Annotated in this window: 13 protein-coding genes; 9 read left to right on the top strand and 4 right to left on the bottom strand. The window is 73.8% G+C overall.

The annotated features are described in order from the left end of the window. The first annotated feature begins 48 nt into the window (after positions 1-48). Positions 49-654, top strand: coding sequence for a hypothetical protein (locus CP968_RS23370; RefSeq protein WP_150519858.1), 606 nt, complete (start codon positions 49-51; stop codon positions 652-654). Between the two features lie 81 nt (positions 655-735). Here CP968_RS23370 and CP968_RS23365 read toward each other — a convergent pair whose 3' ends face one another. Beyond that, positions 736-978 carry a hypothetical protein gene (locus CP968_RS23365; protein ID WP_150519857.1) on the bottom strand — a complete coding sequence of 81 codons (243 nt, stop codon included), beginning with the start codon at positions 976-978 and terminating at the stop codon, positions 736-738. A gap of 72 nt (positions 979-1050) precedes the next feature. On the opposite strand from CP968_RS23365, the gene map reads away from it, so the two are divergent. Beyond that, positions 1051-1908 (top strand): type I methionyl aminopeptidase, encoded by an 858-nt coding sequence (map, locus tag CP968_RS23360; RefSeq protein WP_150519856.1) that lies wholly within the window; start codon positions 1051-1053, stop codon positions 1906-1908. Between the two features lie 133 nt (positions 1909-2041). Further along, positions 2042-2689, top strand: a complete 648-nt coding sequence (locus tag CP968_RS23355) for a biliverdin-producing heme oxygenase (RefSeq protein WP_150519855.1) — start codon at positions 2042-2044, stop codon at positions 2687-2689. A gap of 275 nt (positions 2690-2964) precedes the next feature. Here the strand turns inward: CP968_RS23355 and CP968_RS23350 are convergent, their stop codons facing one another. The 3 genes from CP968_RS23350 to CP968_RS23340 all read right to left on the bottom strand — a co-directional run bounded on the left by CP968_RS23350 (position 2965) and on the right by CP968_RS23340 (position 6795). Beyond that, entirely contained in the window at positions 2965-3645 is a 681-nt protein-coding gene (locus CP968_RS23350) for a PhzF family phenazine biosynthesis protein (RefSeq protein ID WP_150519854.1), read from the bottom strand. A gap of 19 nt (positions 3646-3664) precedes the next feature. Further along, complete coding sequence (locus CP968_RS23345; protein WP_150519853.1) at positions 3665-5200, bottom strand: HtaA domain-containing protein; 1536 nt, start codon at positions 5198-5200, stop codon at positions 3665-3667. Positions 5201-5295: 95 nt separating this feature from the next. After that, positions 5296-6795 (bottom strand): HtaA domain-containing protein, encoded by a 1500-nt coding sequence (locus tag CP968_RS23340; RefSeq protein ID WP_150519852.1) that lies wholly within the window; start codon positions 6793-6795, stop codon positions 5296-5298. A 120-nt stretch (positions 6796-6915) separates the two neighbouring features. Here CP968_RS23340 and CP968_RS23335 point away from each other — a divergent pair, with 120 nt between their 5' ends. The 6 genes from CP968_RS23335 to efeU all read left to right on the top strand — a co-directional run bounded on the left by CP968_RS23335 (position 6916) and on the right by efeU (position 13573). Next, the gene (locus CP968_RS23335; protein WP_150519851.1) at positions 6916-7956 is read left to right on the top strand and encodes a heme/hemin ABC transporter substrate-binding protein; all 1041 of its coding nucleotides are present in this window, start codon (positions 6916-6918) and stop codon (positions 7954-7956) included. Position 7957: 1 nt separating this feature from the next. After that, entirely contained in the window at positions 7958-9127 is a 1170-nt protein-coding gene (locus CP968_RS23330) for a FecCD family ABC transporter permease (RefSeq protein ID WP_229886920.1), read from the top strand. Further along, positions 9124-10011 carry a heme ABC transporter ATP-binding protein gene (locus CP968_RS23325; RefSeq protein ID WP_373304141.1) on the top strand — a complete coding sequence of 296 codons (888 nt, stop codon included), beginning with the start codon at positions 9124-9126 and terminating at the stop codon, positions 10009-10011. Before CP968_RS23330 ends, CP968_RS23325 begins: the two co-directional genes overlap by 4 nt. Before the next feature lie 187 nt (positions 10012-10198). Beyond that, positions 10199-11350 carry an iron uptake system protein EfeO gene (gene efeO, locus CP968_RS23320; RefSeq protein ID WP_150519850.1) on the top strand — a complete coding sequence of 384 codons (1152 nt, stop codon included), beginning with the start codon at positions 10199-10201 and terminating at the stop codon, positions 11348-11350. 36 nt (positions 11351-11386) lie between these two features. Then, positions 11387-12694, top strand: a complete 1308-nt coding sequence (gene efeB / locus CP968_RS23315) for an iron uptake transporter deferrochelatase/peroxidase subunit (protein WP_150519849.1) — start codon at positions 11387-11389, stop codon at positions 12692-12694. Between the two features lie 24 nt (positions 12695-12718). Then, complete coding sequence (gene efeU, locus CP968_RS23310; protein WP_150519848.1) at positions 12719-13573, top strand: iron uptake transporter permease EfeU; 855 nt, start codon at positions 12719-12721, stop codon at positions 13571-13573. The last annotated feature ends 75 nt before the right edge of the window (positions 13574-13648 follow it).

Here is a 13648-nt window from a genome sequence, read left to right as displayed (position 1 = left end):
CCGGGGGAACCGCCCCCGTGCGGCTCGCGTGTGGTGCAGGATGCCGGTGTGGACGCCGTGAGAGTCGCGCTGCTGCGCGAGGTGCTGGCCGGTACGCAGTGGCCGGCCGCAGCGCGCCGGTTCGCCGGGTCGCTGCGCAGGTGCGTCGCGCCGGAGGCCGGGAGCCTGCTGCTGGTGGGGACCGAGCGGTACGAGCCCTGGCACCTGGCCGCGCACCTGGTCGACGAGGCCGCCTGGTCGGGGCTGCCGGAGCTGGCGCCGACACTGGTGCGCCACCGGGTGCGGCGCGGGGAGCCGCCGCACCTGTCGGTGGGGCTGGGGCGGCTGGAGGCGGCCCGGCGCGGGCACACGCTGCTGGTGGTGGCGCCGGGGGCGCCGGGCACGGGGCTGCTGGAGCGGGTGCACGACGCCCGCCGGGCGGGGGCGACCGTGCTGTCCCTGGACGGGGGCGATCCGGACCTGGGCACCCTCGCGCACGAGGCGCTGTCGGTGGCGGAGGGTACCGCCGAGCTGGACCTGGACACGGTGCAGCACCTGGTCAGTGCCGCGGCCGGGGAGAACAGCCTGCCGGCGCAGCGCGGGCCGCGGCGCTTCCGGGACCGGCTGGCGCGGCTGGCGGACCAGCTGACGGCCCCGCCGCCCAGCCGCTGGTAGGCGCTCCCCGCCGCCCGCCGGCCGGTCGACCGCCCGCGTCCCCGATCGGCCCCGGCCGGGACCGGCTCCGGCGGTGGCGGCCTACGCCGTGCCCCCGCCCTCTTCCTCCTGCTCGCGGGTCTTGTCGTTCCATTTGGGGTCGTTCTGCCATTCGAGGTTGCGCTCCTGCGCCGTCTCCATGGCGTGGTTGGCCTCCTCGGGCGTGGCGTAGGGCCCGAAGCGGTCCTTCGCGGGGCAGTCGGGGCCCTCCTCGACCTTCTTGTGGACCAGGCAGTAGTACCACTCGCCCGGCTTGCCCACCTGGCGCTTCTTGAACAGGGCCATCGTCGTCTTGCTCCTCTCGATGCCGCTCTCTGCCGCCAGCCTGCCCCATACCCGCTGGATACACTCGCCTGCATGTCCGGTCAGTCGCTGCTCGTACCAGGCGAGCTCTCTCCCGTCCGTTCCGTTCCCGGAAACATCCGCCGGCCCGAGTACGTCGGCAAGCCCGCGCCCACTCCGTACACCGGGCCGGAGGTGCAGTCCGCCGAGACCATCGAGGCCATGCGCACCGCCGGCCGGATCGCCGCCCAGGCGATGGAGGAGGCCGCCAAGCTGATCGCGCCGGGGGTGACCACCGACGCGCTCGACAAGGTCGCCCACGACTACATGTGCGACCACGGGGCCTACCCCTCGACGCTCGGCTACCGGGGCTTCCCGAAGTCCCTGTGCTCCTCCGTCAACGAGGTCATCTGCCACGGCATCCCCGATTCCACCGTCCTGCGCGACGGCGACATCGTGAACCTCGACGTGACCGCCTACATCGGCGGGGTGCACGGCGACAACAACGCCACCTACCTGTGCGGGGAGGTGGACGAGGAGTCGCGGCTGCTGGTGGAGCGCACCCGCGAGGCCCTGAACCGGGCCATCAAGGCCGTCAGGCCGGGCCGCCAGATCAACATCATCGGGCGGGTCATCGAGTCGTACGCGAAGCGCTTCGGCTACGGCGTGGTCCGCGACTTCACGGGCCACGGCATCAACTCGTCCTTCCACTCCGGCCTGATCGTCCCGCACTACGACAGCCCGCACGCCACCACCGTCATCGAGCCCGGGATGACCTTCACCATCGAGCCGATGCTGACCCTGGGCACGCACGAGTACGACATGTGGGCGGACGGCTGGACGGTGGTCACCAAGGACCGCAAGCGCACGGCGCAGTTCGAACACACGTTGGTGGTGACGGACACCGGAGCGGACATCCTGACGCTGCCTTAGGCAGGAGGGCCCGTACGCCCGGATTTTTTACCGACAAGCCGTCGGGAACACATTGACTTAGGCAAGCCTAAGTAGGAGGATCGGTGTGGCGGTCAGACCGCCACGCCTGTTTCCCCTTTCTTGGAGGTCCGTCTTGGACGCCTTCTCTACGGTCATCCGCGTCGCCTCGCACGAGCAGCACACCGAGGCCGAGACGTCGACCTTCATGAGCGACCTGCTCGGTGGCCGGCTCGGCGTGGACGCGTACACGCGCTACACCGAACAGCTGTGGTTCGTGTACCGGGCCCTGGAGGACGCGGCCGAAACCCTGAAGGACGACCCGGTCGCGGGACCCTTCATCCAGCCCGAGCTGATGCGCGTCGAGGAGATCGAGCGCGACCTGGCCCACCTGCTGGGCCCCGACTGGCGCGAGAGCGTGGTGGCGCTGCCCGCGACCGAGGCCTACGCCGCGCGGGTCGCGCAGTGCGCGGCCGAGTGGCCGGGCGGGTACGTGGCCCACCACTACACCCGCTACCTCGGGGACCTCTCCGGCGGCCAGATCATCCGCGACAAGGCCGAGCGCACCTGGGGCTTCGAGCGCAAGGGCGACGGCGTCCGCTTCTACGTGTTCGCGGACATCTCCAACCCGGCGGCGTTCAAGCGCGGCTACCGCGAGCTGCTCGACGCGATCTCCGCGGACGACCTGGAGAAGCAGCGCATCATCGACGAGTGCAAGCGCGCCTTCGACTTCAACGGCGCGGTCTTCCGCGAGCTGGGCGAGCAGTTCCCGCTGAGCGCGTGAGCACGTAGCCCGCGGGGCGTACGAGCCGTACGGAACGGGCCGGCCCGGTGCGAACAGCACCGGGCCGGCCCGTCCGCGTGCGCACGGCGCAGCCGGGGCGAGAGGGGCGACCTAGGTCGTCTCTTTCGGATCTTGTCGGCCGAGCCCGCGGCGTCTGGTGCCGTGCCTGGGCGTGCTGCCGGGCGCTCGCGTACTGGACGTACGTGGTCGCCTCGGCAGTGCGGCCAGGCACGGTGCCAGGCGTCGCGGGCCCGGCAAGATCCGAAAGAGACGGCCTAGGCCGGGGCCGGGAAGCGCACCTGGGAGGGTTCGGCGAAGCGGACGCGGCCGCCGATCTCGACCGTGCCGTCCGGGCCGGGGGCGGTGAGGATCTGGGAGCCCGCGCCCTGGGTGATGTTGAGGGCGCGGTTGAGCCGTGCGGTCAGCAGGACGGCCGCCGAACCGGTGGCCTCGTCCTCGGCGATGACCCCGTCGGGGCGGCGCGGAAACCCGCGGGCGCGCACGCGGCCCGCCGACTCGTCCTCCCACGCCCACGCGTAGAGCCAGCCCTCGCCGGGCGGCGGGGCGGGCAGCGCGTCGACCTCGGCCGCGTTCGCGTACTGCTCGGTGCGCTTGCCCCGGACCCACTCGGGGCGCACCGTGATCCAGGTGAACTCGCCGTCGTCGCGGGCCCAGACGGCGCCGGCCGGGGGCCGCAGCTCCTCGACGTCCAGCAGCCACGCGACCCCGACCAGCGGATGTCCCGCGAAGTCCATCCGGGTGCCGGGCGTGCGGATGTCGACGACCCCGCGTTCGGGGTCGTCGACGAACACCGTCTCGCTGTAGCCGAGCCGTGCGGCCAGGGCCTGCCGCGACGTGTCGTCGGGGCAGGTCCGGCCGTCGCGTACGACTCCGAGCAGGTTGCCGTGCCGGCCGTCACCCGCGCAGAAGACCCTGAGGACGTCGAGATCGTTCACGCGGGCATTGAAGCACGGGTCAGTTCTGGGCCATGCGGCGGCGGCGCGCGAAGTACACCGCGCCCGCACCGGCGGCGACGATCGCGCCGGAGGTGCCGAGCAGCACCCCGGCCGGGACCTCGGCGCCGGTGGCGGCCAGGTTGCCGCCCACGGAACCGCCCGTGGAACCGCCCGTGGAACCGCCGACGGAGCCACCGCCCGCGGTGCCGCCCGTACCGCCGGTGGTGCCCGTACCACCGGTGCCGCCGGTGGCGCCGCCGGTCGACGGGAGGGTGGCGTCCTTGTCCACGGCCAGGGAGAAGCCGACCGGGTCGATCGCGTCGCCCGCCTTGTACAGGGAGCCGGTCGTGTCGTTGGCGAAGGCGGCGGCGCCCTGGGCGGTGAAGGCCGCGGGCGCGTTGACCGCCAGCACGCCGCCCTTGGTCTTGTAGTCGGTCTTCGACAGGTCGAGCGTGGCGAAGGGGACGCCCGTCTTGCTGCCGGTGTTGTTGTGGACGTCGACGTACAGGGTTCCGGTCTTGCCGGAGGCCTCGACGCGCGGGTTGGCGAAGCGCATGTCGATGCCGTGGGCCGCGTACTGGAAGCGGAGGCCGCCCTCGAAGGAGACGTTCAGCTTCTGCCCGGCGGCGTCGAGCTCGCCCTTGGCGAGGGCGAAGTCGTAGAGGTCGCCGTTCTTGACGGCCCCGCTGCCCGGGGTGATGGTGCCCGCGTTCAGCACGTACGTGCGGAACGACTCCTTGACGCCCCAGGTCAGCTTGGCGCTGAGCACCTTCTGCGCGCCGTCGGCCGGGGCGACGGGCTGGGTGGGGGGCTTCGTGGGGTCGGTGGTCGGCTTGACCGGGTCGGTCGTGGGCCTGGTCGGGTCCGGCGTCGGCTTCGTCGGGTCGGTCGTGGGCTTCGTCGGGTCCGGCGTGGGCTCGGTCGGCTTCGGCTCGGGCTTCGCGAACTCCAGCTTCGCGGTCAGCGGGTCGCCGGTCCTGCCCTCGTAGCCGGCCGAACCGAGCGCGGTGGCCGCCTCCTTGGTGAGCTTGGTCTCCAGCTTGTCCATCGCCTGGCCGCCGAAGGCGACGGTGGCGAGCGGGACGTCCTGGGCGGTGGTCCCGTCCCGGGTGACGTCGGCGGTGAGCTTCTTGGTGCCCGTGTCGATGCGGAAGTCCGCGAGCTTGACATCGAAGCCGTGGCCGACCGGCGGGGCCGGCGAGGTGAAGGTGACGCTGCCCTTGAAGGCGGCCGTCACCACGTGCCCGGCGGTCGGGTCGTACTGGCCGGTGGCCTCGCCGAAGCGCAGGCTGCCGTCCTCGTTGGCCTTGGCGCCGTCGGCCACGGTCACGGCACCCTTGGCCATGCCCGTCACGTACGCCCGGTAGCTGGCGAGCACGCCCCAGTCGAGGGTGCCCCCGACGATCTTCATCGGTGCGGTCGGGGCGCCGCCGGCCAGCGGGGCCGCGGCCGGGGCGCCGGCGGCGGCCGCGGGCAGGACGAAGGCGGTGGTGCCGAGTGCGGCGGCGGTGAGGATGGCCGCGGCGATGGCGATCGGACGGCGGGTGGACGACATGGCTGGGTACTCCTGGGGGAACGGGATACGGGGATGGCGCGGGGGGATGGGGGGGTGGGGTGGCGCGTGGGGGTGGGGGTGGGGGTGGGGGAGGTCTACCGGGCGTCGGTGGGGCCCGACGCGGGGGTGGTCCCGGGCTCGGCTCCGGCGTCGGCCGCGTCGGCCGCGTCGGCCTCGGTCGCGGCCTCGGCCTCGGGCCCGGCCGCGGCCGACGTGCGGCGGTTGCGCACGACCAGGAACGCTGCGCCGCCCGCGAGGAGCAGCACGGCGACGGCGAGGGCGGCGTACAGCCCGGTACGGGAGGACGTCTCGGACGCGGCGGCGGGCGCGGCGGCGGGGGCCGTGGCCGTCGCGGCGGGGTCGGCGGGCGGGGCCGTCGAGCCCAGGTCGGGCAGGGCGGGCAGCTGGGCGGTGGCGTCGAGGGCGACGGCGAGCGAGACGGGGTCCATCTCGGTGCCGGCCTTGTACATGGAGTTGAAGGCCTGGGAGCCGCCCTCGGTGAGGGTGGCCGGGGCCTCGGTCAGGGTGGCCAGCGCGCCTTCGGCCTTCAGGCCCTTGGCGTCGAACTCGACGAGCGGCACGGCGGGCTTGGTCTCGGCGGGGGTGGTGACGTCGGCGGACAGGACGCCCTTGCCGTTCTCCACCTTGACGGTGACCTTGGCGAGCTTCAGGTCGAGGTGGGCGCCGGTGAAGTGGACGCTGCCCGCGAAGGCCGCGTCGAGGACGCCCTTCCCGCCGTCGTACGAGCCCTTGCCCTGGGGGAAGCGGAAGAGCGCGCCGCCGTCCTCGGCGCCTTCGGCGAGGGTCCACTTGCCCTGGCCGACGGAGCCGGTGACGTACTCGCGGAAGGTGCGCCGCACGCCCCAGTCGACGGCGGCGTCGGTGAAGGCGCCGCCGGCCTGCGGCGCTTCGGCGGAGGTGCTCGGCCGGGCGCTCGGGGACGCGGCGGGCTGCCGGGCCGGGTCGGCGGCGGGGGCCTTGACGTCGGCGGAGAGCGAGACCGGGTCGAGCCGGGTGCCGGCCGCGTAGTAGCCGGCGAAGGACTGGGCGCCCTCGGCGGTGAGGGTGGCCGGGACGTTCGTGAGGGCGATCGGGGTGCCGCCGCCCTTCATGTCGATGCCGCCCAGGCCGAGGGTGGCGAAGGCCACCTGGGAGCGGTTGCTGACCGCGCCGGTGTCCTTGGCCTTGCTGGAGACGTCCACGTACAGGGTGCCGCGGCCGCCCGAGATCTTGACGGTGGGCCGGCTGACGGTCATGTCCAGCTCGTTGGTGCCGTCCGGCTTCTGGTGACCCTGGAAGGTCACGCCGCCGGAGAAGGAGGCGCTGAAGGTGCCGCTGTCCGGGTCGTAGGAGCCGGCCGCCGAGTGGAAGCGGAAGAGGCTGCCGCCGACGGTGGCGGCGCCGCCCTTCAGCGTGAACCCGCCTTTCGCGATGGGGCCGGTGACGTAACTCTGGAAGGACGACTTGATGCCCCAGTCCAGTCGGCCCCCCTGCACGGCGCGGTCGGCGGCCTGTGCGACGGTGGCCGGGAGCAGCGCTCCCAGCAGGGCCGCGAGCAGGGCGACTGCGCAGGCACGGGCGGGTCTTGCGGACATGGTTGTCCCCTCCAGGGGCTAGCGAAGTCAGGTTAGGCTAACCTAAACTACCGGCGGCTGGGTGCGGAACCCCCCGGTCCCCGCAACATTCACCAGTCGCACGATCAGGACGGTGCCTTCGTGCCTTCGCCCGCCGCGTCACCCCGCCCCTTCCGACCCTCCCGTCTCGGACTGGCCCTGACGACCACTCTGGTCGCCCTGGCCCTGGCCGCGACGGGGTGCGGGAGCCCGGCCGCCCCAGCGGGCCCGGCCGCCCGCTCCGCACCGGCCGCCGCCCCGGACCGGGTGGAGCCGCTGATGCCGCCGCCCGCTCCCGCGCTGCCCGTGACGGTGGCCTCGGCCGACGGGACGCAGGTCACGGTGGCCTCGGCGGACCGCATCGTTCCGCTGACCGGCAGCCTCAACGAGATCGTGTACACCCTCGGGCTCGGCGGCCAGGTCGTCGCCCGCGACATCACCGCCACCTTCGAACAGGCCGCCAAGCTGCCCGTGGTGACGCGGGGCCACGACGTCTCCGCCGAGAGCGTGCTGTCGCTGCGTCCGACCCTGGTCCTGGCCGAGACCACGAGCGGTCCGGCCGAAGCGGTCCAGCAGATCCGCGACGCGGGCATCCCGGTCCTGGTCGTCGCCCCGGCCAAGACGCTGGAGGACGTGGCGAAGCGCACCGATGCCGTGGCCGCCGCGCTCGGCGTCAAGGAGGCGGGCACCCGGCTCAACGAGCGCACCGCCGCGCGGATCGCCACCGCCCGCACGGAGGTTCCGGCCGCCTCCGGGAAGAAGCCCCGGGTCGCGTTCCTTTACCTGCGCGGCACCGCCTCCGTCTACCTGCTCGGCGGCTCCGACTCCGGCGCGGCCTCGCTGCTGGAGGCCGCGGGCGCGGTCGACACGGGCAAGGAGTCCGGACTCGGCAAGGACTTCACCCCGATCACCAGCGAGGCGCTGGCGGCCGCGGCCCCCGACGCGATCCTCGTCATGTCCAAGGGCCTGGAGTCCGTCGGCGGCGTCGACGGGCTCGTCAAGATCCCCGGAGTCGCCGAGACCCCGGCCGGCATGGACCGCCGGGTGATCACCATCGACGACGGGGTCCTGCTCAACTACGGCCCCCGCACCGACCAGGTGCTGACCTCGCTGGTCGCCCAGCTCTACGGCAAGGGCGCCTGACGTGACCCTGCCCCACGACCCGCCGCGCGCGGACGCGACCGCCCCGGCCGCCACGGCCCCGGCCGCCGACGCCGCCCCCTCGCCCTCCCCCGCCCCCTCCCCCGGCAGGCGGCCGGGCGGCGCGCCCGTCCCGCCCCGGCCCCGCGGCCGCAAGGCGGTCCTGCTCACCGGCGCCCTCGTCGCCGCCCTCGCCCTCCTCGCGCTCGTCTCCGCCGGAACCGGCGCGTACGACATCCCCCTCGGGGACGTGCTCGCCTCCGTCCAGCACCGCGCGGGCCTCGGCGGGGCGCCGCTGGACCGGGTCGGGGAGAGCGTGCTGTGGAACGTACGGCTGCCCCGCGTGGTCCTCGCGCTGCTCGTCGGCGCCAGCCTCGGCTGCGCGGGCGCGCTCATGCAGGGCGTGTTCGGCAACCCGCTCGCCGAGCCCGGCGTCATCGGGATCTCGGCCGGCGCGGCCGTCGGCGCGGTCGCCGCCATCGGGCTCGGGCTCACCTTCTTCGGCAACTGGACCATCACGGTCTGCGCGTTCGTCGCCGGTCTGGTCACCGTGAGCGCCGTCTACCTCCTGTCCCGCAACGGCGGGAAGACCGAGGTCGTCACCCTCATCCTCACCGGCATCGCCGTCAACGCCTTCGCGGGCGCCCTGATCGGCCTGTTCGTCTTCTTCGCGGACAGCGGCCAGGTCAACCAGATCACCTTCTGGCAGCTCGGCTCCCTGGCCCAGGCCACCTGGCCGAAGGTGCTCGCCGTCCTGCCCTGCGCCCTCGCCGGCCTGCTCGTCGCCCCCTTCTACGCCCGCCGCCTCGACCTGCTCGCGCTCGGCGAGCGGCCCGCCCGCCACCTCGGCATCGACGTCGAACGGCTGCGCCTCGCACTGATCCTGGTCGTCGCGCTGCTCACCGCGGCCGCCGTCGCCGTGGCCGGCGTCATCACCTTCATCGGCCTGCTGGTCCCGCACCTGCTGCGCATGGCCAACGGCCCCGGCCACCGCTTCCTCGTCCCCGGCAGCGCCCTCGCCGGAGCCGTCGTGCTGGTGGCCGGGGACCTGGCCGCCCGTACCGTCGCCCAGCCCGCCGAGCTGCCACTCGGCGTCCTGACCGCCCTGATCGGCAGCCCGTTCTTCTTCTGGCTGCTGCGCCGCACCCGCCGCAAGCAAGGAGGCTGGGCGTGACCAGCAGGCTCACCGGGCTGCTCGCCCGGAACAAGCGGACCGTCCCGGCCCGGCCCGTCCCCGGAGCGGCCCTCGCCGAGATCGAGGACCTGTACGTACGGCTCGGCGGGCGGGAGGTGCTCGCCGGCATCGACCTCACCGCCCGGGCCGGGGAGGTGCTGGCGCTGGTCGGGCCGAACGGCGCCGGCAAGTCCACACTGCTGGCGGCCCTCGCCGCCGACCTGCCCGCGGCCTCCGGCGGGATCCGCATCGACGGCCGCCCGGTCGGCGACTGGAGCGCCCCCGAGCTCGCCCTGCGCCGCTCCGTGCTCCCGCAGTCGGCGGCGCTGTCCTTCCCGTTCCCGGTGGAGGACGTCGTACGGATGGGCCGCGCGCCCTGGGCCGGCACCCCCTTCGCCGACTCCGACGAGCGGGTGGTGGCCGAGGCCATGGCCGCGACCGAGGTCACCGACTTCGCGGCGCGCCCCTTCTCCGCCCTGTCCGGCGGCGAGCGGGCCCGGGTCGCGCTGGCCCGCGTCCTGGCCCAGCAGGCACCGCTGCTGCTGCTCGACGAGCCCACCGCCGCCCTCGACCTGCGCCACCAGGAGCTGGTGCTGCGGATCTGCCGCGAGCGGGCCGCCGCCGGGGACGCCGTGGTCGTCGTCCTGCACGACCTGGGGCTGGCCGCCGCCTACGCGGACCGGGCCGCCGTCCTGCACGACGGACGGATCGCGACGGCCGGGCCGCCGGCCGAGGTGTTCGACGACGCCCTCCTGAGTCGGGTCTACCGGCAGCCGGTGGAGGTCTTCGCGCACCCGCGCGGCGGTGCCCCGATGGTCGTTCCGGTACGGGTCGCGCCCGCCTCCCGGGGAGGGGCCGACACGGCGGCCGGAGGGGCGATTTGACCCCTGCTTGACCTGTCCATGGGGCGGGTGTGGACGAGCCGTGACGGCTCCGTGTCCGGGGGCCGACGGTGAGAGCCGAATCACTGGACGACCGGGGAAGAGTCAGGTAAGCCTCGGTTAAGTTAGGTCCGCCTCACCAGGCTTTCCCCTTCGGGACGGCCCCCCGTCCGACGCCCAGGAGCCCCCTATGCGCCCCGCCCGCCTCACCGTCGTAGCCGCCGCCTCGCTGGTGGCCGCGCTGACCGCCGTCACCGGCTGCGCCGAGAAGAGCGGTGCGGGCGGCGACGGCGCGATCAAGGTCGCCGCCTCCGACACCGCGTGCGACGTCTCCAAGACGGAGTTCCCGGCGGGCAAGGTGCAGATCGACGTCGAGAACAAGGGCTCCAAGGTCACCGAGCTGTACGTCCTCTTCCCGGACGACCGGATCGTGACCGAGCGCGAGAACATCGGCCCCGGCACCAAGGCCTCCCTCACCGCCGAGATCAAGGCGGGCGACTACGAGGTCGTCTGCAAGCCCGGCATGAAGGGCGACGGCATCCGCACGAACGTCAAGGTCACCGGCCAGGCGTCCGGCGAGAAGCGCAGCCCCGAGGCCGACGCCGCGGTCGCCGCCTACCGCCAGTACGTGGTCGCGCAGGCCGAGGAGACCCTCCCCAGGGCCCAGGCCTTCGCGGACGCGGTCAAGGCCGGAGACGTCGAGGCCGCGAAGAAGGCGTACGCCGCCTCGCGCATCGGCTGGGAGCGCACCGAGCCCGTCGCCGAGTCCTTCGGCGACATCGACCCGAAGGTCGACGTCCGCGAGGACGGCCTGGAGGCCGGCCAGGACCCGGCGAAGGACTGGACCGGCTGGCACCGCCTGGAGAAGTCCCTGTGGGCCGACAACACGATCGGCGACGCGGAGAAGAAGCTCGCCGACACCCTGATCGCCGACCTGACCGAATGGCAGAAGAAGGTCGGCCAGGCGGAGATCACCCCCACCTCGATGGCCAACGGCGCCAAGGAGCTCCTCGACGAGGTAGCCACCGGCAAGGTCACGGGTGAGGAGGAGCGCTACTCGCACACCGACCTGGTCGACTTCAAGGCCAACGTGGAGGGCGCCGAGAAGGCCTACGAGCTCCTCAAGCCGATCGCCTCGAAGAACGACCCGGCGCTCGCCCAGCAGCTCGACACCCGCTTCGCGGCCCTGAACACGCTGCTCGACAAGTACCGCGCGGACAAGGCGGGCTACGACTTCACCTCGTACGACAAGGTCGGCGAGCCGGAGCGCAAGGAGCTGTCGGACGGCGTCAACGCGCTCGCCGAGCCGCTCTCCAAGCTCGCCGCGTCCGTCGCGAAGTAACCGCCGAGCAGCACGGGGCAGGCAGAGGAGGACACCATGGCCGAGTCGGAGCCGGCGGCGCAGCCGGGACACGGGAACGACGACGCGGCGGCCCGGACGGCGGCCGTGCCCGCGGCCGCCGCGCCCTCGCGCCGGTCGGTGCTGGGCTGGGGCGGGGCCGGGCTCGCGCTCGGCGCCGCCGCGGCCGGCGGCGCGGTGGCCGCGTTCGGGGGCGCCTCCGACGGCGTTCCGGCCGCCTCCTCCGGGACGGCCGTGCCGTTCCACGGCGAGCACCAGGCCGGGATCGCCAGCGCCGTGCAGGACCGGCTGCACTTCGCGGCCTTCGACGTGAAGACCGCGGACCGCGCCGAGCTGGTATCGCTCCTGAAGGACTGGACGGCCGCGGCCCGGCTGATGACGGCCGGGCTGCCGGTCGGCGAGGGCGGCTTCGGCGGCCTGCCCGAGGCCCCGCCGGACGACACCGGCGAGGCGCTGGGCCTGCACGCCTCCCGGCTGACCCTGACGATCGGCTTCGGGCCGGGCCTGTTCGCCAAGGACCGGTTCGGCCTGGAGGACCGGCGGCCCGGGGCCCTGGTCGACCTGGAGCTGTTCCCCGGCGACAACCTCGACCCGGCCCGCTCCGGCGGCGACCTGTGCGTCCAGGCCTGCGCGGACGATCCGCAGGTGGCCGTGCACGCCATCCGCCAGCTGGCCCGCATCGGCTTCGGCCGCACCGCCGTCCGCTGGTCGCAGCTCGGCTTCGGCAAGACCTCCTCGACCACGCCCGACGAGCAGACCCCGCGCAACATGATGGGCTTCAAGGACGGCACCCGGAACGTCGCGGGCACCGACCGGGCGGCCCTGGAGCGGCACGTGTGGGTCGGGCCGGGCGACGGCAGCGACTGGATGACCGGCGGCTCGTACCTGGTCGCCCGGCGCATCCGGATGCACATCGAGACCTGGGACCGGGCCTCGCTCCAGGAGCAGGAGGACGTCTTCGGCCGCGACAAGGGCGAGGGCGCCCCGGTGGGCAAGCCGAAGGAGCGCGACGAGCCGTTCCTGAAGGCGATGAAGCCCGACGCCCACGTGCGTCTCGCCCACCCGGACAGCAACGGCGGCGCGGCCCTGCTGCGGCGCGGCTACTCCTTCACCGACGGCACCGACGGTCTGGGCCGGCTCGACGCGGGCCTGTTCTTCCTCGCCTACCAGCGGGACGTCCGCACCGGCTTCGTCCCCGTCCAGCGCAACCTGGCGCGCCACGACGCGCTCAACGAATACATCCAGCACGTGGGTTCGGCCGTCTTCGCCGTCCCGCCGGGCGTCCGCGACAAGGACGACTGGTGGGGCCGGACGCTGTTCGCGTAGTCCCCGCCGGAGAGGAAAAGCAGCGTGTTCGGCAACTATCTGATCGGTCTGCGCGAGGGGCTCGAAGCGAGCCTCGTCGTCTGCATCCTGGTGGCCTACCTGGTCAAGACCGGCCGCCGGGACGCCCTGCGCCCGGTGTGGACCGGCATCGCGATCGCCTGCGGGATCTCGCTCGCGTTCGGCGCCCTGCTCACCTTCGGCAGCCAGGAGCTGACGTTCGAGGCGCAGGAGCTGCTCGGCGGCAGCCTGTCCATCGTCTCGGTGGGCCTGGTGACCTGGATGGTCTTCTGGATGAAGCGCACCGCGCGGCACCTGAAGGCCGAGCTCCAGGGCAAGCTCGACGCGGCCCTCGCGATGGGCACCGGCGCGCTCGTCGCCACCGCCTTCCTGGCGGTGGGCCGCGAGGGCCTGGAGACCGCCCTGTTCGTGTGGGCGTCGGTACGGGCGAGCGGCGAGGGGTCCTCGGCGCCGCTGATCGGGGTGCTGCTCGGCATCGCCACCGCGATCGTGCTGGGCTGGCTCTTCTACCGGGGCGCGCTCAGGATCAACCTGGCGAAGTTCTTCACCTGGACCGGCGGCATGCTGGTGATCGTCGCGGCGGGCGTCCTCGCGTACGGGGTGCACGACCTCCAGGAGGCCCGCTTCCTGGGCGGCCTGAACTCCCGGGCCTTCGACATCAGCGCCACGATCCCCCCGGACAGCTGGTACGGGACCCTGCTCAAGGGCGTGTTCAACTTCCAGCCCGACCCGACGGTGCTCCAGCTCGTCGTGTGGCTGCTGTACGTGGTCCCGGTGCTCGCGCTGTTCCTCGCCGGCTCGCGCCGGCCGCCCGCGCCGACGCCCCGGACCGCCCCCGTCTCCACGGCCGACGTCGGCTGACGGCCGGACGGCCCGCGTACGGGTTCCGTATCCCCGGCACCCGTACGCCGGCCGTCCGCGCCGGGCCGCGCCGTG

The sequence above is a fragment of the Streptomyces subrutilus genome (assembly GCF_008704535.1).
GTDB lineage: Bacteria > Actinomycetota > Actinomycetes > Streptomycetales > Streptomycetaceae > Streptomyces > Streptomyces subrutilus.
Note: the sequence above shows the minus strand (reverse complement) of the source record. Positions and strands in the feature narration are given on the sequence as shown.

Coding starts and splice junctions, on each gene's coding strand:
- CP968_RS23365 (WP_150519857.1), bottom strand. CDS start 978: ATGGCCCTGTTCAAGAAGCGCCAGGTGGGCAAGCCGGGCGAGTGGTAC.
- map (WP_150519856.1), top strand. CDS start 1,051: ATGTCCGGTCAGTCGCTGCTCGTACCAGGCGAGCTCTCTCCCGTCCGT.
- CP968_RS23345 (WP_150519853.1), bottom strand. CDS start 5,200: ATGTCGTCCACCCGCCGTCCGATCGCCATCGCCGCGGCCATCCTCACC.
- CP968_RS23340 (WP_150519852.1), bottom strand. CDS start 6,795: ATGTCCGCAAGACCCGCCCGTGCCTGCGCAGTCGCCCTGCTCGCGGCC.
- efeO (WP_150519850.1), top strand. CDS start 10,199: ATGCGCCCCGCCCGCCTCACCGTCGTAGCCGCCGCCTCGCTGGTGGCC.
- efeB (WP_150519849.1), top strand. CDS start 11,387: ATGGCCGAGTCGGAGCCGGCGGCGCAGCCGGGACACGGGAACGACGAC.